Annotated in this window: 16 protein-coding genes and 2 pseudogenes; 8 read left to right on the top strand and 10 right to left on the bottom strand. The window is 67.4% G+C overall.

The window, feature by feature from the left end:
* Positions 1-5 precede the first annotated feature (5 nt).
* From QE444_RS23700 to mntR, 3 genes and pseudogenes are all read right to left on the bottom strand, one after another.
* Positions 6-443: pseudogene (locus QE444_RS23700) on the bottom strand (methyl-accepting chemotaxis protein); the annotation flags it as partial.
* Positions 444-542: 99 nt separating this feature from the next.
* A pseudogene (locus QE444_RS23695) lies at positions 543-1,319 on the bottom strand (PAS domain-containing protein); the annotation flags it as partial.
* Between the two features lie 101 nt (positions 1,320-1,420).
* A complete protein-coding gene (gene mntR, locus QE444_RS19800; protein WP_017640022.1) occupies positions 1,421-1,870 on the bottom strand; it encodes a manganese-binding transcriptional regulator MntR in 450 nt (149 codons plus the stop codon).
* 218 nt (positions 1,871-2,088) lie between these two features.
* Here mntR and QE444_RS19795 point away from each other — a divergent pair, with 218 nt between their 5' ends.
* Together QE444_RS19795 and QE444_RS19790 are read left to right on the top strand one after the other, a co-directional pair.
* Positions 2,089-3,435 (top strand): Nramp family divalent metal transporter, encoded by a 1,347-nt coding sequence (locus tag QE444_RS19795; RefSeq protein ID WP_187980046.1) that lies wholly within the window; start codon positions 2,089-2,091, stop codon positions 3,433-3,435.
* Between the two features lie 124 nt (positions 3,436-3,559).
* Positions 3,560-4,573, top strand: a complete 1,014-nt coding sequence (locus QE444_RS19790; protein ID WP_133862652.1) for a YrzE family protein — start codon at positions 3,560-3,562, stop codon at positions 4,571-4,573.
* Positions 4,574-4,670: 97 nt separating this feature from the next.
* On the opposite strand, the gene QE444_RS19785 is transcribed toward QE444_RS19790, so the two are convergent.
* Entirely contained in the window at positions 4,671-5,228 is a 558-nt protein-coding gene (locus QE444_RS19785; protein ID WP_309741171.1) for a TetR/AcrR family transcriptional regulator, read from the bottom strand.
* A 95-nt stretch (positions 5,229-5,323) separates the two neighbouring features.
* Between QE444_RS19785 and QE444_RS19780 the strand changes: the two genes are divergently transcribed.
* Positions 5,324-6,505, top strand: a complete 1,182-nt coding sequence (locus tag QE444_RS19780; RefSeq protein WP_309741168.1) for an MFS transporter — start codon at positions 5,324-5,326, stop codon at positions 6,503-6,505.
* Between the two features lie 139 nt (positions 6,506-6,644).
* Here QE444_RS19780 and QE444_RS19775 read toward each other — a convergent pair whose 3' ends face one another.
* Positions 6,645-7,583 carry a DNA/RNA non-specific endonuclease gene (locus QE444_RS19775; RefSeq protein ID WP_309741165.1) on the bottom strand — a complete coding sequence of 313 codons (939 nt, stop codon included), beginning with the start codon at positions 7,581-7,583 and terminating at the stop codon, positions 6,645-6,647.
* 153 nt (positions 7,584-7,736) lie between these two features.
* Here QE444_RS19775 and QE444_RS19770 point away from each other — a divergent pair, with 153 nt between their 5' ends.
* Positions 7,737-9,092 carry an OprD family porin gene (locus tag QE444_RS19770; RefSeq protein ID WP_187980042.1) on the top strand — a complete coding sequence of 452 codons (1,356 nt, stop codon included), beginning with the start codon at positions 7,737-7,739 and terminating at the stop codon, positions 9,090-9,092.
* Positions 9,093-9,762: 670 nt separating this feature from the next.
* Here the strand turns inward: QE444_RS19770 and QE444_RS19765 are convergent.
* From QE444_RS19765 to QE444_RS19755, 3 genes are all read right to left on the bottom strand, one after another.
* The gene (locus tag QE444_RS19765) at positions 9,763-14,901 is read right to left on the bottom strand and encodes a DUF4011 domain-containing protein (protein WP_309741160.1); all 5,139 of its coding nucleotides are present in this window, start codon (positions 14,899-14,901) and stop codon (positions 9,763-9,765) included.
* A 140-nt stretch (positions 14,902-15,041) separates the two neighbouring features.
* Positions 15,042-16,424 (bottom strand): heavy metal sensor histidine kinase, encoded by a 1,383-nt coding sequence (locus tag QE444_RS19760; protein ID WP_273861353.1) that lies wholly within the window; start codon positions 16,422-16,424, stop codon positions 15,042-15,044.
* Positions 16,421-17,092: a heavy metal response regulator transcription factor gene (locus QE444_RS19755; RefSeq protein WP_093254533.1), complete on the bottom strand. Its 672-nt coding sequence runs from the start codon at positions 17,090-17,092 to the stop codon at positions 16,421-16,423. The genes QE444_RS19760 and QE444_RS19755 overlap by 4 nt, the downstream gene beginning before the upstream one ends.
* Before the next feature lie 120 nt (positions 17,093-17,212).
* Between QE444_RS19755 and QE444_RS19750 the strand changes: the two genes are divergently transcribed.
* The 4 genes from QE444_RS19750 to QE444_RS19735 all read left to right on the top strand — a co-directional run bounded on the left by QE444_RS19750 (position 17,213) and on the right by QE444_RS19735 (position 20,442).
* On the top strand, positions 17,213-17,824 hold the full coding sequence (locus tag QE444_RS19750; protein WP_017640014.1) for a hypothetical protein: 612 nt from the start codon (positions 17,213-17,215) through the stop codon (positions 17,822-17,824).
* Positions 17,825-17,887: 63 nt separating this feature from the next.
* Complete coding sequence (locus QE444_RS19745) at positions 17,888-18,514, top strand: cytochrome b/b6 domain-containing protein (RefSeq protein WP_133862660.1); 627 nt, start codon at positions 17,888-17,890, stop codon at positions 18,512-18,514.
* Positions 18,501-19,256 (top strand): molybdopterin-dependent oxidoreductase, encoded by a 756-nt coding sequence (locus tag QE444_RS19740; RefSeq protein ID WP_187980039.1) that lies wholly within the window; start codon positions 18,501-18,503, stop codon positions 19,254-19,256. The genes QE444_RS19745 and QE444_RS19740 overlap by 14 nt, the downstream gene beginning before the upstream one ends.
* A 304-nt stretch (positions 19,257-19,560) precedes the next feature.
* Positions 19,561-20,442, top strand: a complete 882-nt coding sequence (locus QE444_RS19735; protein WP_309741155.1) for an NAD(P)-dependent oxidoreductase — start codon at positions 19,561-19,563, stop codon at positions 20,440-20,442.
* Positions 20,443-20,482: 40 nt separating this feature from the next.
* On the opposite strand, the gene mqo is transcribed toward QE444_RS19735, so the two are convergent.
* Both mqo and QE444_RS19725 read right to left on the bottom strand, forming a co-directional pair.
* Positions 20,483-21,994, bottom strand: coding sequence for a malate dehydrogenase (quinone) (gene mqo, locus QE444_RS19730; protein ID WP_273861355.1), 1,512 nt, complete (start codon positions 21,992-21,994; stop codon positions 20,483-20,485).
* Positions 21,995-22,133: 139 nt separating this feature from the next.
* The gene (locus tag QE444_RS19725; RefSeq protein WP_273861356.1) at positions 22,134-23,042 is read right to left on the bottom strand and encodes an AEC family transporter; all 909 of its coding nucleotides are present in this window, start codon (positions 23,040-23,042) and stop codon (positions 22,134-22,136) included.
* Between the last annotated feature and the right edge of the window lie 362 nt (positions 23,043-23,404).

The raw sequence follows: 23,404 nt of genomic DNA, 5'->3' as shown, positions 1-23,404 counted from the left end.
GTGGGCTAGTTCAGGCGGCGGGCGAACTGCCCCACCGCCCCGACCACACGCTGGGCCCCGTCCTGGATCTCGGTGATGCGGGTGCCCGCGGCGTTGGCCAGTTGCAGGCCCTGTTCCGCCTGGTGCTTGCTCGCCGCCATGTTGGCCACGGCGGTCTGCGCCAGTTGCTGGTTCTGCTGCACCACCCCGACGATCTCCTCGGTGGCCTTGCTGGTGCGGCCGGCCAGTTGGCGTACCTCGTCGGCCACCACGGCGAAACCGCGGCCCTGTTCGCCGGCCCGTGCCGCCTCGATGGCGGCGTTGAGTGCCAGCAGGTTGGTCTGTTCGGCGATCCCGCTGATGGTCTTGACGATGGTGCTGATCACCAGCGACTGCTCGCCCAGGGCCTCGATGCCGTTGGACGCGACCTGCAATTCCTCGGCGATCTTGCGCATCACCGCGACGGTGTCCTGCACCACCTCGGCGCCTTCACGGGCGCTTTCATCGGTCTGCTGGGAGATGTCGAAGGCGACCTTGGCGGCTTCAGCCACCGCCTGTTCCTGTTCCACCTGGGCGGTGATGACGGTGGCGAATTTCACCACCTTGTACAGCTCGCCACGGGTGTTGAGCACCGGGTTGTAGGAGGCTTCCAGCCAGACGGTGCGACCGTGGCTGTCGATGCGCTTGAAGCGGCTGGCGATGAATTCGCCGCGATTCAGCCGTGCCCAGAATGCCTGGTAGTCGGCGGAGTGACTCTCTTCGCTGGTGCAGAACATGCGGTGGTGCTTGCCCTGGATCTGCTTGAGCGAATAGCCCATGCCCTGCAGGAAGCGGTCGTTGGCGGTGAGCACCTCGCCGGCCAGGTTGAATTCGATGACCGCGGTGGATCTCAGCAGGGCGTTGATCAGGCCGGAGTGCTCGGTGGAGGTCTCCACCTGTTCGGTACGGTCGTTGCCGTAGCAGATGGTCTTGTGGATGCAGCCATCGGCGTCACGCAGCGGCTGCCAGGTGGCATAGAGCCAGGCTTCCTGGCCGTTGGCCCGCAGCAGGCGATACATGCCGCTGGTCTGCTGGCCCTGGCTGAGCGCGCTCTTGAGATCGCGATAGCAGGGCAGTTGTTTGACGTATTCGGGAATGAAGGCATCCAGCGGACGCCTCACCACGTTCTCGGCGCGATAGCCCATCTCGCGGCAGAAGCGCTCGTTGACCTTCTCGATGTTGCCACGGTCATCCACGGTAAGACTGAGCGCCTGGCTTTCGAAGCCCGCGTGCAACTGACGCAATTCGGCGACTTCGGCACGCAGTTGGGCGAGTTCGGTCTTGAGGGGGCGATTGAACATGGCAGGGCACCGAGAGGAGTGAAAGTATGACTTCCACTACTTCGACGGTGCCGGGATTTTCTTAAGGGAAGCTGAGCGACTTTCGACTAAAGCCGCAGGCGTCAGGCCTGACGGCTGGCGATGAAACGGCGGAAGACGGCCAGGGTGGCCTCGCTGACATGGTGCTCCATGCCCTCGGCATCGCGCCGTGCGGTATCGGCGTCCACGCCCAGGGTCAGTAGGAAGGTCTCCACCACGTGGTGGCGCGCGCGACTGGCTTCGGCCAGGGCTTCGCCTTCGGGGGTGAGGAAGACGCCGCGATAGGGACGCTGCACGATCAGGCCGGCGGCGGCCAGGCGCTTGAGCATCTTGGCCACGGTCGGCTGGGCGACGCCGATGCGCGCGGCGATATCCACCTGACGGGCTTCACCGCCGTCCCGGATGAGGTCGGAAATGAGCTCGACATAGTCTTCGATCAGCTCCTGACGATGGGCTTCGCGGACCTGTTGAAAACCTTCCATATGAATGGATGGATCGACCAACCGATTCAGCAGTTCGTCGTCCTTTGTCATGTTGCCCACCTGAATGACCTTCTACGCAAAGACCTGAGGCGCGTCGAGAGGACGCGTGCGGGCGCCATTTTGACCGAGTTGCGAGCGAATACCAAAGATTCCTTCGCCAATGGGCGTTATCGACGGATGAGATAGAGATTTTTTATTGCTGGATGTGTGAATTTTAGCCTAGGCTAAATTCTCCAAAGGGTAGTCCTACCTTGCCGCACGAGTCCGCCATGAAAGAGTCCGCCAGCTACGTCGAGCCTGCCTGGCAGGAGCCTGCGCCGTCCGCCCGGCCCAGCCTGGGGCGGATGAATGCCAGCGTGCCGGTGCCCGAAGGCGGCAGCTGGCTGCGCCGGCTGCTGGCCTTTATCGGCCCCGGCTACATGGTCTCGGTGGGCTACATGGATCCGGGCAACTGGGCCACGGACCTGGCCGGTGGCTCGCAATTCGGCTACCTGCTGCTGTCGGTGATCCTGCTCTCCAATCTCATGGCCATCCTGCTGCAGGCCCTGGCCGCACGCCTGGGCATCGCCACCGGGCTGGACCTGGCCCAGGCCTGCCGCGCGCGCTATTCGCGGCCGGTGAGCCTGCTGTTGTGGATCGCCTGCGAGATCGCCATCATCGCCTGCGACCTGGCCGAGGTGATCGGCACCGCCATCGCGCTGAATCTGCTGTTCGGCATCCCGCTGATGTGGGGCGCCATCCTCACGGCGCTGGACGTCTTTCTCATCCTGTTGCTGATGAATCGCGGCTTTCGCTGGCTGGAAGCCTTCGTCATCGCCCTGCTGACGCTGATCTTCGTCTGCTTCGGCGTGCAGATGGTGCTGGCCCAGCCGTCACTGGCGGCGATTGCCGACGGCTTCCTGCCCAAGGCGGAGATCGTCACCAATCCGGCCGCGCTGTACCTGGCCATCGGCATCATCGGTGCCACCGTGATGCCCCATAACCTCTATCTGCATTCGTCCATCGTGCAGACCCGCGCCTATCCGCGCACCGAGGCCGGGCGGCGAATGGGCCTGCGCTGGGCGGTGGCCGACAGTACCCTGGCGCTGATGCTGGCGCTGTTCGTCAACGCCGCCATCCTGATCACCGCCGCGGCGGTGTTCCACAGCGCCGGGCGCACCGACGTGGCCGAGATCCAGGACGCCTACCACCTGCTGTCGCCGATGCTGGGCGTCGGCATCGCCTCGCTGCTGTTCGCGGTGGCGCTGCTGGCGTCGGGCATCAACTCCACCGTCACCGCGACCCTGGCCGGCCAGATCGTCATGGAGGGCTTCCTGTCGCTGCGCATTCCCGACTGGGCGCGGCGGCTGATCACCCGGGGCATCGCCGTGATCCCGGTGGTGGTGGTGACCGGCCTCTATGGCGAGAGCGGTACGGCCAAGCTGCTGGTGCTGAGCCAAGTGGTGCTGTCCATGCAACTGCCCTTCGCGGTGATCCCGCTGGTACGCTTCGTCTCGGACCGCCAGCTGATGGGCAGCTTCGTGATCGGTCGGGTCACGCAGGTGCTGGCCTGGGCGATCGCCGGGCTGATCGTGGTGCTCAATGTGAAGCTGCTGGCCGACATCCTGCTCGGATAGCGGACAACTGAGGTCCTACGACCTCTGAGGGCTCTGGAACAAGGGTCTTGGAACTTCCGAAAGCGTGACGGTATCAATCCGTTACCACAATAAGTTCTTCCCATAACCACCCGGAGCACTTGCCATGTCCTATGACGCCCGTCACACCCCAGCCTATGCAGCCACCACGGCCACCGCCACCGCGCCTCTGCTGAAGCGCATTTCCTGGAGTTCGATCATCGCCGGCGTGGTCATCGCCCTGACCGTTTCGCTGCTGCTGAGCCTGCTCGGCACCGCCATCGGCTCGGCTTCCATCGATCCGCAACAGGAAGCCAATCCGCTGTCCGGCCTGGGCAAGGGCACCGGTATCTGGGTCGGCGTCAGCGCCGTGGTCTCGGTCTTCGTCGGCGCCTGGATCGCCGGTCGCCTGGCGCAGCGCGAAGGCGCCCTGCACGGCATCCTGGTCTGGGCCAGCGTGACCCTGGTCAGCGTCTATCTGGTGTCCAGTGCCGTGAGCGGCGTGGTGCGTACCGGTCTGAACGTGGCGGGCAGTGGCCTGTCGATGGTCGGCAGCGGCCTGTCCCAGGCGGCACCGGCCCTGACCAACCAGGTTCAGGACCAACTGCGTCAGCAGGGCATCCAGCTCGACCTGGGTGATCTGCAGAACGAACTGGAAACCGCGCTGCGCCAGACCGGCAAGACCGAGCTGCAGCCGGAGAATCTGCAGCAGCAGGCTCAGGGCGCCGAACAGGATGCCAAGAACACTGCCCAGAACAGCGCCAACAATCCGCAGCAGACCGATGACCAGCTGGGTGCCCTGCTGGATCGTCTGAAGCAGCGTGGCGACCAGGCCTGGAACGCCGCTGACCGTCAGGCTCTGGTGAACCTGATCAAGGCCCGCACCGGCAAGAGCGACGCCGAGGCCAATGCCATCGTCGACAAGGCCCAGCAGACCTACCAGCAGGCCTATGCCAAGTACCAGGAGCTCAAGGCCCAGGCCGAGCAGAAGGCCCGCGAAGCGGCTGACGTGGCTGCCCGCAAGGTCTCCCAGGCCAGCTGGGTCCTGCTGATCAGCCTGGTGATCGGTGGCATCGTCGGTGCCATCGGTGGTGCCCTGGGTCGTCGTACCCAGCCGGCCAACAAGGTGGTCGCCGCCTAAGCGCAACCTCTGGCGGATCCCCTGGGACCCGCTGACAAGGCACGAGGCCCGGACTGGCGACAGTCCGGGCCTCGTCGTTTAGGGGCCGGTGCTTTTCCTAGCGGTCTGGCCGCAGTACCCGGGCGAGCAGCTGCAGGCACAGCGCCAGGTCGGGGCGTTCGGCGCCGAACAGGGTGCGATAGATCAGCGGAGCGACCAGGCCGTCGAGCAGGGCGTCCAGGGGCGGTGCCGGCTCGCCACGTCGGTGGGCGCGTTCGAGCAGCAGCTCCAGGCGCTCTCGGGTCGGCTCGGTGCAGCGCACCGCGCATCCCGGATCGGTGGCGGCCAAAGCGTCCCTGAGCATGGCCTGGCCAGGGGTGGAGGCAAGGTCGTCGACATAGTGTTCCAGCCAGCGTTCGAGATCGCCTCTGAGGCTACCGGTGTCTTCCGGCGGCTGGTCCGGGCGCAGGCGCTGCAGGTCGACGTCGGCCAGCAGGCTGGGCAGGTTGCCCCAGCGACGATAGAGGGTCGAAGGCGTGACCCCGGCGCGCGCGGCGATCAGGGGGACGGTGAGGGCTTCCCGGGGCTGCTCCTGCAGGAGCGCCAGGACGGCCTCGTGGATGGCTTGTTGAACGCGGGCACTGCGGCCGCCGGGGCGGGCTTGCTTGTTGGTCATGCTGACAGGATACCCGGCTCTTAACGCAAACGCATTGCTTTTGCTGCAGGAAGGGTTCAGGCTTTAAAGCAATTAATTAGCTTTAAGGTGTGGGCATGTCTTCACTGAACGGCTCTTCCTCCGCACGCCTGGCGCTGCTGGGCTCGGTGCTGCTGACCTTCCTCGCCGCGTCCAGCGCGCCGACCCCCCTCTATGCCAGCTACCAGCAGGCCTGGGACTTTTCCACCTTCTGGCTGACGCTGGTGTTCGCCGTCTATGCCTTTGCCCTGCTGGCCGCCTTGCTGGTGGGCGGGCGGCTGTCCGATCACCTGGGGCGCCGGCCGGTGATCCTGGCGGCGCTGGTGCTGGAAGCGGGCTCCATGCTGCTGTTCCATCAGGCCCACGGTCTGGCTGATCTGGTCCTTGCCCGCGCCCTGCAGGGCCTGGCGACCGGGATCGCCACCAGTGCCCTGGGTGCGGCGCTGCTGGACGTGGATGCCGAGCGCGGCCCCTGGTTGAACAGCCTGACGCCCCTGCTCGGCATGGCGGTCGGCGCGCTGGGTTGCGGTCTGCTGGTGGAATTCGCGCCGGCGCCGCTGCAACTGGTCTATCGGCTGTTCCTGCTGCTGTTCGTGTTGCAGGGCCTGGCGCTGCTGCGCCTGCCCGATCGCGTACCGTGCCGGCCGGGCCTGCTCGCCGCCTTGCGTCCCCAGCTGGCGGTGCCGCCCCAGGCTCGCGTCATGCTCTGGCGGGTATTGCCGCTGGAACTGGCGGTCTGGGCGGTGGGCGGCTTTTATCTGTCGTTGATGCCGGGGCTGGTCAAGGCGGCGACCGGTACGACGTCGATCCTGGTCGGCGGGGTGGTGGTGGCCGGTCTGACGCTCACCGGTGCGGCCTGTCTGCACGGCCTGCGTGGCTGGCCGCCCATGCGCCTGCTGCGCCTGGGCGCGGTCACCCTGGTGGCCGGTCCGGCCGTGCTCTGGTTGGCGGTGGCCAGCGGTCAGCTGGGTTTCTTCGCCCTGGGTACCCTGGTGACCGGCGTCGGCTTTGGCAGCGGTTTTCTCGGCGCCACCCGCAGTCTGCTGCCGCTGGCCGAACCGACCCAGCGCGCCGGGTTGCTGGCCGCCTTCTATGTGCTCAGTTACCTGGCGTTCTGCCTGCCCGCCCTGGCGGTCAGCGCCCTGGTGCCGCTGCTGGGCCTGGCCGGCGCCGCCGAACTCTATCTGGGCGGGGTGATCCTGCTGGCGGCGCTGGGCGTGCGCAACAGCCTGCCGCGCGCCTGCGTGCAGCCGGGATAGGCTTTGTCTGAAAAGTGCCTGTGCTTGGTCATGCGGCGTTAAAAATCCGTTCGGAATGCTCATTTACCATTTGTAAACTCCGCTTCCTCACGGATTTTTGCCTTGCCTGACCTTCGCTCGGCGACTTTACAGACGAGCCTTAGAGCAGGATGTCGGTAGGACCGAAAATGGCCCGCTCGACGGGGCTGCCGGTGGCCCGCTCCTCATTGGAAAAGCCGTCATGGTCGCGCAGCGGGCCGAAGTCGATGCCGGTCAGCTGCTCGATGCGCAGGACGCTGCATTGATAGGTGCGCAGACGACCGAAGGCGATGGACAGCTCGTCGAGTTCGCGGCGCTGGTCGATCAGATAGGCGCTGGCGGAGGGCTTGCCGTCGTCACCGAGAAAGGCCACCACCTTCCAGAAGGCCTCGGGAATCCGGGCCTCGCGGTAGGAGCGGTCATCCGCGCGCAGGACCGGGCCGCTGAAGACGGTGATGCACGCCTGCCAGCGCTGGGTGTTGTCGAGCAGATAGTCCTCCAGCTCCAGCCAGGTCCGCTGGTTGAAGGCGGCCATCTGTGGTGCGCAGTTGGTGAAGTGGAAGGTGTCGCGGTTGGCCTGGGTGGCGGCGGCGCCCCAGTTGGGGTCCTGGCGGCGCACCAGGTGGCCGCGGTCGAGCAGGTTGTCGGCATAGAGCGCCTCGCCGAGCTGAGCCTCTAGCGGCACCCGGCCGTCGTAGGCCCAGGCATCGCGGCTACGGGGCACCTCGACGTGCTGGTCGCCGTCGATATTGACGCCGACCCAGAGCGCCATTCGCCGGCTGCGCGAGAGCGTGACCGAGAAGTGGGTGTAGTCCAGGCGATCGCCGGAGGCGGGCAGCGGATAGACGTCGCCGGCCAGGGCCGCGCTCGGACGGGGCCAGGGGACCTGGAAGGCGCCCAGGAAGTCGGCCTGGTAACCCTGGCGATCCGCCAGGCTGGCGGCGGGGGTGATGCGCGGCTCGGTGCTTCTCAAACCGGCGGGTTGCGCCGGCAACAGGGGACGCAGGTCGGCGAGGCGCGGGCGATAGGCGAGATCGACGGCAAAGGGCTGGCTGGGCATGAGTTATCTCGGGCGCAGAGGGCGAACCGTCAGCGCAGCACAGGAAGGTGACCGGACGATGACCACGGTCAGCGAAGTGGTATGCGCCGGCGCTAGCTGGCAAACTCGTTCGCGACCTAACGATTCCCACCGAGATCCCCGAGTGAACCGCCCATGAAGCTATCGCTGTTTTCCCCCCTTGCCCGTCGGCGTACCTGGCTGCTCGGCGTGCCCGGCCTGCTCCTCAGCGGCGCCGCCCTGGCCAGTCAGCAGTCCGATGCCAAGGGCTTCGTCGAAGACGGTGACCTGACCCTGCTGCTGCGCAACTACTACTACCTGCGCCAGAACGAAGGCGACGGTCATGGCGCCGCCGCGCGCAACAGTCGCGATCCGCGCAGCTGGACCCAGGCCTTCCTGCTCAATTACACCTCGGGCTTCACCCAGGGCACCGTGGGCGTGGGCGTGGATGCCTATGGCTACCTGGGCCTCAAGCTGGATGGCGGTGATGGCCACGCCAATACCCCGAACATGCCGGTGGACGGCGACGGCAGCCAGCGCAGCGAATTCAGCAAGGGCGGGGCGGCGGTCAAGCTGCGCGTCTCCAACACCGTGCTCAAGTACGGTGACCAGCAACCCACGGCGCCGGTGCTGGCGGCGGGCGGCAACTGGCTGTTTCCCCAGACCGCCCGTGGCTGGAGCCTGGTGAGTCAGGAAGTCGATCACCTGATGCTCGAAGGCGGACACTTCACCGCCGCCACGGCGCCGCGCACCACCGGTTCGGACGGCGGCATCTTCGCCGGTTACGCGGGTGTGGAAGCGGCCTCGGCCAGCTATGCCGGGGGCGTCTACAAGTTCAGCGATCACCTCAGCGCCTCGCTCTATGCCGGGCACTTCGAAGACGTCTGGGACCAGTACTACGGCAACCTCAACTATGTTGTACCGCTGGCGGCCGAGCAGAGCCTGACCTTCGACGCCAACCTCTATCGCACCCTGGACGCCGGCAGCGCCAAGGCCGGCAGCATCGCCAACACCGCCGGCTCGCTGGCCGCCGCCTTCCAGACCGGCGCCCACACCTTCACCCTGATCCACCAGCGTATCCATGGCGACCAGCCTTTCGACTACGCGGTCTTCGGCGCGCCGGTGCCGGGGTCCTTCGGTGACTCCATCCTGCTCGGCAACTCGATGCAGTTCTCCGACTTCAACGGTCCGGGCGAGCGCAGCTGGCAGGCCCGCTATGACCTGGACATGGAAAGCTACGGCGTGCCGGGCCTGAGCCTGATGGTGCGGCATACCCGCGGCAGCGGCATCGACGGCAGCCACGTGGCCGCCGATTCGGCCTATGCCGGCCTCTATGGCGACGGCGACAAGGAACACGAGACCGATCTGGAGGCCAAGTACGTGCTGCAGAACGGCCCGGCCAAGGACTTGAGCTTCCGCCTGCGCCAGGCCTGGCATTCCGGCAGCCAGAGCACCGGCGGCACCGTGGCCGAGACCCGGCTGATCACCGAGTACCCGCTGAATATCCTGTAATTGATCGCGCTCCGTAGGTTGGGCCTTTTAGGTTGGGTTGAGCGTCGCGAAGCCGAACAGTCCATTGGCCATCGGCATGCCCGGGAATGCCCTCACCCCAGCCCTCTCCCAAGGGGAGAGGGGGTAGTTCGGTGTGAGCAGGTGCCTGGTAGGTTGGGTTGAGCGCAGCGAAGCCCAACAGTCCATTGGCCATCGGCATGTCCGGGATACCCTCACTCCAGCCCTCTCCCAAGGGGAGAGGGGGGTTAGTTCGGTGTGAGCAGGTATCTCGTAGGTTGGTTGAGCGCAGCGAAGCCCAACAGTCCTTTGGCCATCGGCATGTCCGGGATACCCTCACTCCAGCCCTCTCCCAAGGGGAGAGGGGGTAGTCGCGTAGAGTCGATAACGGCGCAGCCTTATCCACGTTCAGGTGCGTTGATCAGTGGAAAACGCGGCGCGGTTTTCCACGCTACGGACGCCCTGGCAGCGTGATACCAGGGGGCAAGCCACCACCTGCGCCGGACCCAATCGCCCCCTCTCCCTCCGGGAGAGGGCTGGGGTGAGGGTTGCCCCCACCAACGGCGCCAGGGTCGAGCGCGGATCGTTGGGCTTCGGCGATAAGGCCGCCTCAACCCAACCTACGGGTGTGGGCCTGGTAGGTTGGGTTGAGCGCAGCGAAGCCCAACAGACCTCACCCTAAACCCTTCGTCCGCGACGCCTCCAGCAGCCGCTCGATCTCCCCATGCAATCGTTCGGTCGCGCCCGCGCGGTCGATCCACCATTCGGTGGACCAGACGCGCAGGAGCGTCCAGCCGAGGCCCTGGAGGATGGCGCTGCGGGTCTTGTCGCGGTCACGGGCGGTGGCGGCGCTGTGGTAGGTGGCGCCGTCGCATTCGATACCGACCAGGTAGTCGCCCGGGCGGTCGGGATGGACGATGCCCAGGTCGATGCGGAAACGCGACACGCCGATCTGCGGCACCACCTGCCAGCCCTTGGCCTGCAGCGCCTGGGCCACGGCTTCCTCGAAGGGCGAGTCGTGCCCACCCAGTGAACCCTTGACCGCCGCCGCCAGGGCCTGGGGGCCGCGCTGGGCGAATTCCAGGAACAGCTTGAGATCGCGCACGGCGCGGGCATTGGTGCGATTGAGGTCGATCAGCCCCGGATCGAAGGAGGAGAACACCAGCATCTCCCGCCGCGCCCGGGTCACGGCGACGTTGAGGCGCCGCCAGCCACCGTCCTTGTTCAGCGGACCGAAGTTCATCGACATCGTATTGGCGCCGGGCTCGGTGGGGCCGAAGCCGATGCCGAGCATGATCAGGTCGCGCTCGTCGCCCTGGACCGTTTCCAGGTTCTTCACCACCACCGGCTCGGCCAGGTCTTCGGCGAAGTGCGCCTCGATCTCCGGGTGCTGCTGGCGCGCGCGGTCGAGCAGGTCGGTGACCAGCCGCTGCTGTTCGCTGTTGAGGGTGATGATGCCCAGGCTGAGGCCGGCAAAGGCCGGATCGAGCAGGCGCTTGACCGCTTCGGCGACCATGGCCTGGGCCTCGATGGCATTGTGGCGGCCCTTGCCCTTGGCGTAGACGCCGTCCACCCGCCGCCATTCCACCGCGCTCGGACGGATCTCCGGTGCAGGAAAGGTGATGAGCTTGCCGTCGTAGTAGTGGTGGTTGGAAAAGGCGATCAGGCTCTCGTGGCGACTGCGGTAGTGCCAGTTGAGACTGTGGCTGTAGATGCCGGCGCCCAGGCATTCGTCGAGGATGCTTTCCAGGTCCTCGGCGGTGTCGTCCTCGCCGGCGGCGCGGTCGAAGAAGCGCGTTGGCGGCATCTGCCGGGGGTCGCCGGCGATCACCACCTGCACGCCGCGGGCGATGGCACCCACCGCGTCCCAGGGCGCGATCTGCGAGGCTTCGTCGAAGATCACCAGGTCGAACAGACCGCCGTCCGGCGGCAGGTACTGGGCGATGGACAGCGGACTCATCAGCATGCAGGGCGCCAGTCGCGCCAGGGCGTCGCCCATTTCCAGGGCCAGCTGGCGCAGCGGCTTGTGTCGGCGCTGCTTCTGCAGTTCGTGCTTGAGCACGGCGAAGCCGCCGCCCTGACGCGCCGCGTCGTTCTTCGCTGGCAGGCCGTGGCAGAGCAGGGCGCGGATATGGCGCACGGCCAGGGTCTGCAGGCGATCGTCCAGCCGGCGATAGGCCTGGATATCGCTCTCGTGCTCGGCCGGGACGAAATCGCGCAGCAGCGGCTCGGCGTCCAGCGCGGTGGCGGCGAACCAGCGGGCATAGGCGGTCTCGAACAGGGCTGCCAGGTCCTCGACCGAAGCGGCCGTGGCGCGCGCGATCAGTGTTGCCAGGCCGAGGGCATCGGCTTCTTCGCGGACCCGCTGCCAGTCGCACCAGGCCTTGAGCCGACCCGGCTGACGCAGCAGCGCGGCAGCGGTACGCACCAGCTCGGCGGCAGCGGTGTCACCGGCCAATCCCGCCTGAGTGGCGAATGCCTGGCGGGCGGCTTCGGCCGCGTCGAGGGCCTCGGCGAAGGCGCCGCTGGCCGGGGCCAGGGTGGTGTCCACCGGCTGATCCTCGGGATGCTGCAACCGGCGCGCTGCCGCCTGGCGCAGGGCCAGCAGCTGCTCGGGCGTTTCCGCCAGGGTCGGCAGCGCCGCGCTCAGTCTTTCCGCCAGGACGCGGCGCGCGAGCAGGGCGTCGAGATCGCTGGTGACACCCTGCCAGCCACTGATGCCGGCCAGGGTGGGCGTCAACTCGTCCAGTTCGGTGAGCAGGGTGCGCTGACGCCGCAGCCGCGGCAGATCGGCAGCCACATCGGGCTGACCCTGGGTTTCGCCCTGGCGGGCGAGATCCTGGGTGACCTGTCGCTGGGCGCGGCTGGCGAAGATCCAGAAGCGCTGCCCGGCGGCGTCCCAGGCGGTTTCCAGCTGGGTCAGGGCGACACGGCGACAGGCTTCGGCGGCATAGGGTACCGACAGCTCGCGCTCCAGCATCTGGTAGTCGCGCAGCAACTCCAGGGCGCGCCCCAGCTGGCGCTGACGCTCGGCAGCGCCAGGCCCGAAGGCGAAGGCCAGGTCCTGGCCAGCGGCGTTCTGCAGCAACTCGGCGAAGTCCAGCAGGCGACGGGGTGCCACCTGGTCCGCCAGTGGCAGACCGAGGACATCGCGCAGGCGTTGCCGCGCCTGCTGCAATGCCTGTTGGGTGTCGCGCAGCCGTTCGGCGGCGCTGACCAGGGCATCCTGCCAGGCGTTGGACCAGGGATGGGCCGGCAAGAGCGCGAAATCCGCCGCCAGGCTGCGGCCGGTCTCGGCGTGCAGGGCCAGGCGCCGCACGGCGTTGCGCAACTCGGCCAGGCCCTCGGCGTCGTGGGCGTCGGCCTGGGACCAGGCGAGGCGCGGGGTATCGGGGGCGGCGTCGCGCAGTACCCGACCGATGCTCTGTTGCAGGGTCAGGCCGTTGGGCCAGCGCCGGTGCAGGCGCTCGACCACGGCATTGAGGCGATCGCGCAGGCGTTCCACCTCGGCGGCCTCGACCAGCCATTCCTCTTCGTCGAGGCCGTCGCGGGTATCCCAGGCGCGCTCCAGCTGCTTGAGCACCTCGGCCTTGGAGGCCTTGCTCGAATGCAGTTCCAGGCAGAACTCGCCAAGCCCCTGGGCCTCCAGGCGGCGATACACCACGTCCAGCGCCGCGCGCTTCTCGGCGACGAACAGCACCCGCCGACCCAGCGCCAGGTTGTGGGCGATCATATTGGCGATGGTCTGGGACTTGCCGGTGCCGGGTGGGCCGTCTAGCACGAAATCCTGGCCACCGGCCGAGGCCAGCACCGCCGCCAGCTGCGAGGAATCCGCCGGCAGCGGGGTGAAGAGTTCGGCCGGGGTGACCTGGCGATCCAGCTCGCGCTCGCGGGGAAAGCTGCCGCCGCCCAGGTAGGCGCCGGATTCCGCGGTACGTTCCAGCAGGTGGCGCACCAGCGGGCTTTCCAGCAGCTGGTCGCTGCGTTCGGTGAGGTCCTTCCACATCAGGTACTTGGCGAAGGAGAACTGGCCCAGCAGCAATTCGCTGCTGACCTCGAAGCCGGGCAGGTCGCGCACCGCACGCCGCACCCTGGTCCAGATGCCGTCCACGTCGATGCCGTTGCCATCGCCGGGCAGCGGGCCGTCGAGCCCGGGGATGTCCAGGTCGAAGTCGTGGCGCAGGAGCTCCAGCAGGGTCAGGTTGAAGCGCGGCTCGTCCTCGAACAGGTGCAGGGTAATGCCGCTGGCGGCGCTCTGCCGTTCCAGGCGCACCGGCAGCAGGATCAGCGGCGCGCGGTAGTGCTTGGGATCGTCGGCGGCCTTTTTCCAGCGCAGGAAGCCCAGCGCCAGGTAGAGGGTGTTGGCGCCGCCCTCGTCGAGATCGCTGCGGGCGCGGCGATAGAGTTCCACCAGCGCCGCGTCCAGCCTGGTCGCATCCAGGGGGGCGACCACCTCGCCGCGGGCCAGGGCGCCGCGGGCGTATTCGTCGTCGAGATTCTCGTGTTCGCGGGCCTCGTGCAGCACGGCGTCGCGGCCGCTCACCGCCAGGTCTGGCAGCGGCACCAGGCGCAGCGCCCGGCCCTCGGCCAGGCGATCTTCCAGCGCCGCCGGCTCGGGGCAGAGCAGGGGCACGCTGCGGGCGTTGTCCGGCACGTGCAGCAGGCGATTGCGGGTGGTGAGGTCGAGCAGCTTGCGCTGCCACAGCGCCAGGCGCCCGACCGGGGTGGTCGGTGCCGCCTCGACGTCCACGTCGAACGCCGGCAGCGGCGGGGCCTCTTCCAGGGCCTCGCCCGGCAGCAGCAGACCGTCCGCGTTGCTGGCCGGCTGGCCGGGCACCGCCAGCGGGCGGATGCGTTGCAGGCGGGCACGGCGGACGTCCAGGGCCAGTACGAAGGTCTCGTCGTCCAGCTGCCGCTCGGCCAGTTGCATGGCCTGACTGAAGGACGGCGGCGGCGAAGCGGTGGCCTGGGTGGTCTCGAAGACCAGCAGGTCCTTGAGCGCCACCCGCTTGCGCACCGGCTCGGCGTCGTCAGTGAGCAGCTGGGCGAATTCCTGGGGTTGCAGCCAGACCCCGGCGAAGGCATGGCCGCGGGTGATGACCAGCAGTGGATTGAGGCCGGCCTGTTCCAGCGCCGCGCAGGCGAGCAGGGCGAGATCCAGGCAGGTGGCCAGGCCACCGTCGAGGATGCTGCCCGGCGTGCGGATCTTCTGGCCCTGGCGCTCGAAGCTGGCGGGCGGCACCGCATAGGTCAGCTGCAGACCGCACAGCGCCGACCAGAGCGCCGAGCCCAGTTCCCAGACGCGCCGCCGCGAGCCGCTCTCGTACCCGTCCAGCGCCGTGGACTTGCCGGCGCGACGCAAGACCTCGGCGGCTGCGCCCAGCAGGCGATCCACCGCCGGATCATTGGGCATGACGAAGGCCGCCGCCAGTTCCGGCATGCTGTCCACGCCACCCCATTGGTTGCGTGCCAGCAACTCGACCGGATAGCGCCGCGTCTGCAGGATCGTCTCGCCCTGGCGCACCGTAAAGGTCAGCTGGGCGACCAGGCTCTCCTGCAGGCTGCCAAGCAGCGCGGCGTCGAATTCGAGGTCGCGATCATCGAGGTAGAGGGTGCCCTGGGGATCGAGGCGCTCCAGGTGCCAGGTGCGCGGGACCACGAAGGCCGGCTCGGCCGTGACCGTCAGACTGAGGTCGGCGAGGGCTTCCTGGCCACTGTGGGTGAGGCGCAATTCGCGCAGCACGGGCACCGCGTTCTGGTGCGCCGCGAAGCCGATCTTGCCGGCCAGCACCAGTTCGACATCCACGCTCATCGCCTACCACCCTTGCTTATTGCCTAAGGTAGATGAATGTACAGTAGTGGGCGGGTCGATGCAGCCCATAGCCCGCCTGGGCAAGCGGAAAAAGTCCTTTGGTGACGGGCGGTTGCGTGGTTTGAGCGATAGGTCGCGGTTCAGGCTGCCGGGGTCGGGAAGACCAGGCTGAAATGGATGCCCCGTTCATTCTGCTCGACCTCGGCACGACCGCCATGCAGACGCATGATCGCCGCGACGATGGCCAGGCCCAGGCCGTTGGAATCATGGGGTTGATGGCGGGAGGGATCGGCGCGATAGAAGCGGTCGAACAGCCGTTGCAGATGCGCCGGCGCCAGGGCGGGGCCGGTGTTGCTGACGCGAATACGCTCGCCCTCCGCCTGCAGGCGGATCTCGCCATCCGGTTCGGCGTAGCGGATGGCGTTGGCCACCAGGTTGCTCAGGGCGCGGCGCAGCATCAGCGGATCGGCGACCACCTGGCCGCCACCGGCCACCACTAGGCGCAGGCCGCGCTCGTCGGCCGGGCCTTCGAAATAGTCGGCGATGCGCGCCAGTTCTTCGTCCAGTTGCAGCGGCTGCGGGGTCAGCACCGCCTGGGCGTCGTCGGCGCGGGCGAGGAAGAGGATGCTCTCCACCAGCCGCGAGATGCGCTCCAGCTCTTCCAGGTTGGATGCCAGCAGCGTCTGGTAGTCCTCGCTGCTGCGCACCTGACGCAGGGCGACCTCGGTATGGCCCATGAGGGCATTGATCGGGGTGCGGATCTCGTGGGCGAGGTCGGCGGAAAACTGCACCAGCCGGCCATAGCCGTCGGCCAGCCGCGCCAGCATGGCATTGTAGTTTTCCACCAGCGGCTGCAGTTCACGCGGGGCATCGGCCAGCTCCAGGGGCGCGGCCAGTCGGGTCGGGGTGATGCCGCCGGCATGGCGGGCGATGCGCCGCAGCGGCGCCAGGCCGCGCCGCAGCAGCAGATAGCCGAGCCCGGCGGTGGCGAGGAAGGCCAGGGTCACGGCGCCGAGCAGCCCCAGCCGGAAATCGGCCAGGGTGGTGTCCTCGTTGCGCAGCACATGGGCGGCGGTCAGTTCCACCGGGCCTTCGGGGGTGTTGACCGCGACCCGCGCCGCGCGCCAGCGGGTCCCGTCGGCCAGCTGGCCTTCGCGCAGATCGGCCCGTGTCGGTCGTCGTGTCTGTGGCACCACGGCCAGGTCGGGGAGGGCGATCTGCAGCGGATTGGAGGCGATCACCGGCTTGGCGCCCGGCGTGCCGATGAGAAAGACGTCCTGCTCGTTGCCCAGCATGTTGGCGAACAGCTGCGGACTGCGGCCCAGGGTTTCCAGCGACAGGTCGGCGCTGAGCAGGCTGCGAAAATGCGCGAGCCGGCCGAGCAGGGCGTAGTCGGCGCGCTCCAGCACGGTACGTTCCAGGCTGTGGTAGAGAAAGGCCCCCGCGCCGCCCACGGCGAGCAGCGCCACCAGGGCGAAACCCAGGGTGGCGCGCAGGATCAGCGAGGGTGACCGCGCGCTCAAGGCCGCACCTCGCAGACGTAGCCGATGCCGCGCACGGTATGGATCAGCTTGACCGGGTAGGGGTTGTCGACCTTGGCGCGCAGCCGCTTGATGGCCACGTCCACCACATTGGTGTCGCTGTCGAAATTCATGTCCCAGACCTCGGCGGCGATCAGGGTGCGCGACAGCACCTCGCCTTCACGGCGCAGCAGCAGGTGCAGCAGGGCGAATTCCTTGTTGGTCAGCACGATGAGGTCGTCACCGCGGGTCACCCGTCGCCGCAGGAGGTCCAGCTGCAGGTCGGCCAGGTGGAAGTGCTCGGGCTCGCGCACCACGCCACGGCGCAGCAGGGTGCGGATGCGCAGCAGCAGCTCGACGAAGGAGAAGGGTTTGACCAGGTAGTCGTCCGCGCCCAGCTCCAGGCCGCGGATGCGATCCTGCAGACCGTCGCGGGCGGTGAGAAAGAGCACTGGCACGTCGAGCTTCTTGCGCAGGACTTCCATGATCTGCCAACCGTCGATGCCGGGCAGCATCACATCGAGGATGACCAGGTCGTAACGGCCGTCCAGCGCCAGGTGCAGGCCGTCGGCGCCGTGCTGGGTCCAGTCGACCGCGTAGCCGGATTCGCCGAGGCCCTTCTTCAGGTACTCGCCGGTCTTCTGGTCGTCTTCGATGAGGAGAATATGCATGACGTCATGGTAGGGCCTCCGGTCGCTTCGCTGGGTGACATTTTTGTCATTCGCCGGTCATCTTGCTGACCCCCCACGCGTCGCACTGTGGCGGGGCGATTCCCTATCCCAGGAGGTTTCATGCGTACCCAGACTCTGCTCCGCGGTTCCCTTGCCCTGCTGCTCGCCAGCAGCGCCCTGCTGGCCCAGGCCGCGCCCATGCCCACCGTCAAGCCCATGCGTGGCACCGTGGACAGCGTCCAGGGCGACACCCTGGCCTTCACCACCCGCAACGGTGCCCACCAGACCCTGATGCTGGATGACAAGACCAGCTACCGCGCCGTGTCCAAGGCCAACCTGGATCGCATCGAAGCCAACAGCTTCATCGGCTCGGCCGCCACGCCGCAGCCCGACGGCACCCTCAAGGCGCTGGAGGTGACGGTGTTCGAGGCCAGCCTGCGCGGCTCCGGCGAAGGCCACTACGGCTGGGAAAACGCCGATGGCAGCACCGGCACCATGACCAACGGCACCGTGGGCGAACTCAAGAAGGCCAACGGCCGCACCCTTACCGTGCAGTACAAGGGCGGCGAGAAGCAGCTGGTGGTGCCGGAAGACGTGCCCATCGCCTATGTCGAGAAGGGCGACCGCAGCCTGCTCAAGCCCGGCGCCAAGGTGGTGCTGTTCCCCGCCGAAGACGGCAAGCACGCCAAGGGCGTGGCTGTCGGTAAAGACGGTTTCACCCCGCCCATGTAAGCCCCACGCGGTCGCCTGGTTTGACGGCGACCGCCTCCATCTCGCGGTGAAGAGGGAAATGTCATGACCACCTCGCGACGGCGTCTGGTGCACCGCTGGCCGGTGCGCCTCACCCATTGGCTCAACGCCCTGGCGATGCCCTGCATGTTCATGAGCGGCTGGGCGATCTACAACGCCTCGCCGCTTTTCCCCTTCACCTTTCCCGCCTGGGCAACCCTTGGCGGCTGGCTGGGCGGCGCCATCGCCTGGCACCTGGCGGTCTTTTGGCTGCTGCTGGTGAATGGCCTGATCTATCTGCTCTATGGCCTTTTCAGCGGCCACTTCCGGCGCGATTTCCTGCCGCTGTCGCCACGCGCCATCGGCCGCGATTTCGTCGCCGCCGCACGGCTGCGCCTGGGTCATCGGCTGGGCACCTACAACGCCGTGCAACGCCTGCTCTACTGGGGCGTGCTGGCCCTTGGGGTGCTGGTAGTGCTCTCGGGCCTGGCCATCTGGAAACCCGTGCAGCTGCAGGGATTGGCCGCTCTGCTCGGCGGTTTCGACACCGCCCGCTACGTGCACTTCTTCGCCATGGCCGGCATCGGCGCCTTCGTCGTCGTGCACCTGGCCCTGGTCATCCTGGTACCCCGCACCCTGCCGCCGATGATCACCGGTCGGGCGCATGAGGAGGTTAACGATGAGTCGGCGTGAACGCCTGCGCCTGGAGCCGGCGCAACAGCGGCAGGTGGAAAATCTGCAACGACGCCTGCTGCTCAAGCAGGGTCTGACGGTGGGCGCCCTGGCCATGCTCAGCGGCTGCAACCTGCAGGACGGCGACAGCGTCGACAAGGTGCTCTGGTCCATGTCGCGCTTCAACGACCGGGTGCAGGCCTGGCTGTTCGGCCGTGAGCGCCTGGCGCCGACCTATGCCGCCAGCCAGATCACCAATCCCTTCCCCTTCAACGCCTTCTACCCCGAATACAACGTTCCGGAAGTGGACCTCAGCGACTATCGCCTGGAGGTCTCCGGCCTGGTTGCCAACAAGCAGGCCTGGACCCTGGAAGACCTGCGCCGCCTGCCGCAACGCGCCGACATCACCCGCTTCATCTGCATTGAGGGCTGGAGCGCCATCGGCCAGTGGGGCGGGGTGCCCCTGCGCACCTTCCTCGAACGCATCGGCGCCGACACCAGCGCCAAGTACGTCGGCTTCAAGTGCGCCGACCGCTATTACTCCAGCATCGACATGGCCTCGGCGCTGCACCCCCAGACCCTGCTGGCGCTGGACTTCGGCGACGTGGCCCTGCCGCCGGACTACGGCTATCCGCTGCGGCTGCGGGTACCCACCAAGCTCGGCTTCAAGAATCCCAAGCACATCCAGGCGCTGTTCGTGACCAACGACTATCCCGGTGGCTACTGGGAAGACCAGGGCTACAACTGGTTCAGCGGCATCTAGGGACAACCTCTGCTTCGCGTCGGCCGAACTGCGTTGAAAAGACCCTGGGTCGCCAGCCCGGCCTAGGCGGCCCCGTCGCAATGCTCATTTACCACTCGTAAACCCGAGCGCGGGTCCGATCCGCTTCCTCAGGTCTTTGATTCGCTGGCGCTCACCCTTCGGGCCAGCCTTTGGCTGTTACTCCCGTTGGTCGTTGCGCCTGGTCTGGCTCTAGCTCGCGAGACGTTGCCCAAGCTTCTGGTGGCGGAACCCCGGCCTGGAGGTGGAGTCGAGATACCACCATCCTCTACCGGGAGCTCCCCTCATGTCCGCTCATCCCTCGATCGGTTTCATCGGCTTCGGCGCCATGGCCCAGCGCATGGGCGCCAACCTGCGCGAGGCCGGTTATATGGTCAGCGCCTATGCCGAACACCAGCAGGACGGCGAGCGCCATGGCACGCCGATGGAATCCCTGGCGACCCTGCTGCCCCAGGCCGAGGCAGTGATCGTCTCCCTGCCCAACGACGCCACTCTCGAACAGGTGCTACTCGGTCCCGACGGCGTCCTCGCCCGCCTGGAAAGCGGTCGGCTGCTGATCAACACCAGCACCAATTCGCCCGCGCTGTCGCTGCGTCTGGAAGCGGCCGGCCGGGCTCGCGGTATCGCCGTGGTCGAGGCGCCGGTGTCCGGTAGCACGCCCGAAGCGGAAAAGGCGCAGCTGGTGGTCCTGGCCGCCGGCGAGCCCGAAGCGGTGGAGCGGGCGCGGCCGATCCTCGAAGTCCTGGGCAAGACCGTGCACCACGTCGGTCCGACCGGGCAGGGCGCGGCCATCAAGCTGGCCATCAACGGCCTGATGGGCGCCGGGCTCGCCGCCCTGGCCGAGGCGCTGGCCTATGCCACCCGCGCCGGCCTGGATGCCGAGGTGCTGTTCGAGGTGTTCGGCGATCTGGCGGTGCTCTCGCCCCATCACCAGCGCAAGCTGGCGGCCCTGCGCGATGGCGACTTCGCCCCGCAATTCCCGGCCGCGCTGATGCACAAGGACATGGGCCTCCTGCTGGCCGAACTCAACGCCACCTTCCAGGGCGCGCCGACCCTGGCCGCCGCGGCGCAGCAACTGGCGCTGGGCGCCGAGCTGCATCCGGATGCCGATTACCTGATCACCGCCGACATCCTGCTGGAAGAAGCCGAAGACGCCGCCACCCGCTGACGGACTTAGCCGCATGCCCAGGCGTGCGGCCAAGGGCGCCTCAGACGTCAGCGATTCCCAGGACCCTGGCGGTTTCGGCGCGACTCTGCCGGCAAGCTGCCGCATCGAACTTCAGGTCGATGCCATAGGTCGGCAGAATGCGCCGCAGCGCCGGCAGCCAGGCGTCTTCGGTGAGACGCTCCGGGAAGCAGGTTTCCAGCACTTCCAGGGCGATGGCCGCTGCCGTCGAGGCACCGGGCGAGGCGCCGAGCAGTGCGGCGATGGATCTGTCCGCGGCGCTCACCAGTTCGGTGCCGAATTCCAGTTCACCCTTCTTGCTCAGCAGGCCGTGCTGACCGGTGGGCTTGATGGTCTGCACCCGCTGCCCGGCCACGGCTTCCTGCCAGTCGCGCTTCAGCGCCAGGGGGAAGAATTGCTGCAGCATGGCGAACTGCTGGTTGGAGCTCTGGAAGATCTGTCCAATCAGGTATTCGGTCAGGTCCACATTGTCCTTGGCCACGTTCAGCAGTGGCAGGATGTTGTCGTGGCGTAGCGAGGTGAAGAGATCGGTCAGGGCACCGTGCTTGAGAAAGCGCGAGGAAAAGCCCGCATAGGGCCCGAACAGCAGCGAGCGCTGGCCGCCGACGATACGGGTATCCAGGTGTGGCACCGACATGGGTGGCGAGCCCGAGGGCGCCTTGCCATAGACCTTGGCCTGGTGCCGTTCGGCCAGTGCCGGGACGTCGCAGCGCAGCCAGATGCCGGAGATGGGAAAGCCGCCGAAGCCGTGGCCTTCCGGAATGCCGGACTTCTGTAGCAGCGGCAGCGAGCCGCCACCGGCGCCGATGAAGACGAACCGGGCGATGACTTCCGTCCGCCCACCGTGCTCGACGTCCTCCACCGTCACCCGCCAGCGACCGCTGTCGGTACGCGCCAGGTCCACCACCCGCTGGTGATAGTGCACGGCGAAACCGGATTGCTGACTGAGCTGGCGCACCAGCAGGTGGGTGAGGGCGCCATAGTCGACGTCGGTCCCGGTCACCATGCGCGTGGCGGCAACCGGCTCGTCGGCACCGCGTCCTTCCATGATCAGCGGTGCCCACTGAGCGATCTGGGCTCCGTCCTCGCTGTATTCCATGCCGTGATAGCAGTGATGGGCGCTCATCGTCCGATAGCGCTCACGCAAGAAGGCGACGTTTTCCGCCCCCCAGACGAAACTCAGGTGCGGGCAGGCGTGGATGAAGGCCTGCGGATCGGGGATGGCACCCTTGCGAACCAGATGGGCCCACAGCTGGCGCGAGAGATCGAACTGGGTGTTCACCTTGAGCGCCTTGGCGATGTCGACGCTGCCGTCGTCGCGCTGTGGGGTGTAGTTCAGCTCGCAGTTGGCGGCATGGCCGGTCCCGGCGTTGTTCCAGCCCTGAGAGCTCTCCTGGGCGCAATCGTGCAGACTCTCGAACAGGGTCACGCTCAGGCTGGGGTCGAGCTCCTTGAGCAGGGTGCCCAGGGTGGCGCTCATGATGCCGGCGCCGATCAACACGACGTCGGGTGAATCCGTGGAAGATAACGACATGCCAGGTTCCTCGCGGTCAGGGGTTTGATGGTGGCGCAATACGACTGGGCGGCCGAGCGGCCAACAGGTCATGGCGCGCTCCTGCAACCGCTCTGATTTGCCGGGGCTCACGGCTTGCGCCTCGCGAGCCCCCGACGGGCTAGAGCAGGGTGGTCAAGGCGATACCCAGGGCGATACCCGGGATGGCGACCAGGGTGCTGAACAGCACGCTCCGCGCGGCGTCCTCGGTGTAGACGCCGTGGGCCATCGCCAACGTGGGCGCCGCCGTGGCCGCCGGCAGTACGCCGAGCAGGAATACCTGCTGGAGCAGCCCGCCCTGCAGGCCCACGGCCAGGCCGACGCCCAGCATCACCAGCGGTTGCAGCAGGTTCTTCAGGGCCACATTGAGCCCGATGTCGCGATCAAGACGCGGTTGGATGCCGGACAGAATCAGGCCCAGGGTGAACAGCGCGACGCCCCCGGCTGCCCGACCTATCTCGTCCGTCGCCGTCACCAGCAACTGGGGCAGGCGGATACCCAGCAGCGCACAGAGCAATCCCAGCAGCGGCAGGATCACCAGCGGCTGGCGCAGCGCCTTGCCGAGCGCCTGGCGGGCCCCGCCGCCGCTCAACAACAGCAGCGACAGCGGGATGACCACCAGGGTGAAGATCAGGTTGCCGACGATCACCGCCAGCACGGCGGAGGGGCCGATGGCGGCGGTCAGCACCGGCGGCCCGCAATAGGCCATGTTGGGAAAGGCCACCGTGATGCCTCGCATGGCTCCTTCACGCCACGTCCGCCCACCGCGGTAGCGACCCAGTAGCAAGCCCAGCAGCCAGACGCCGATGAGTCCGGTAGCCAGGGTCGCGACATAAGGCAGGTTGAGGATCTGCTCGGGGCGGGTGTGGGCGGCGGCGAGGAACAGAGCGATAGGCAGGGCGAAGGTGACCACGAAGGTTGCCAGGGGCTTGCTTGCCGTCTGCGGCAGCACCTTCCAGCGGCCGGCGCCCCAGCCCAGTAAGGTAACGAAGATGATAGGGGCGAGTGCCTCGGAAATGGTCTCGATCATGAGCGAGGCCCCATGAGAGCCGGGGACACGGCGAAAGACTGGCTGAATGGCGTTGGATCATCGAATGAACAGCAAGGCATCCGAAACTCCTGTGCCCGCCCAGATGCGGGTCTTCGATTGATAGATTCATCGCGGCCTCTTTCCGGGTAGCGCCAGCTTCGAGATACCAGCCGTTACGCCTGAAGGGCTCTGTAATGCGGGTTTACCCTTTCTCTGAGGGCAAAGTGAAACGTTTGTTTATATCTGTTAGTGCGACATTTTGTCGCATATAGACCTTTGTCGGATTCCCTAGGCGGTCGCGTCATGTCTTCGCCGAAGTCGGCGCAAGACCACCCGCCCAGCCGGGTGCAGCGCAAGCGAGC

Origin of the sequence: Pseudomonas sp. SORGH_AS_0199 (genome assembly GCF_031453735.1) — a bacterium.
GTDB classification, from domain to species: domain Bacteria; phylum Pseudomonadota; class Gammaproteobacteria; order Pseudomonadales; family Pseudomonadaceae; genus Chryseomonas; species Chryseomonas aestiva.
This window is presented reverse-complemented; position numbering and strand designations above follow the sequence as displayed.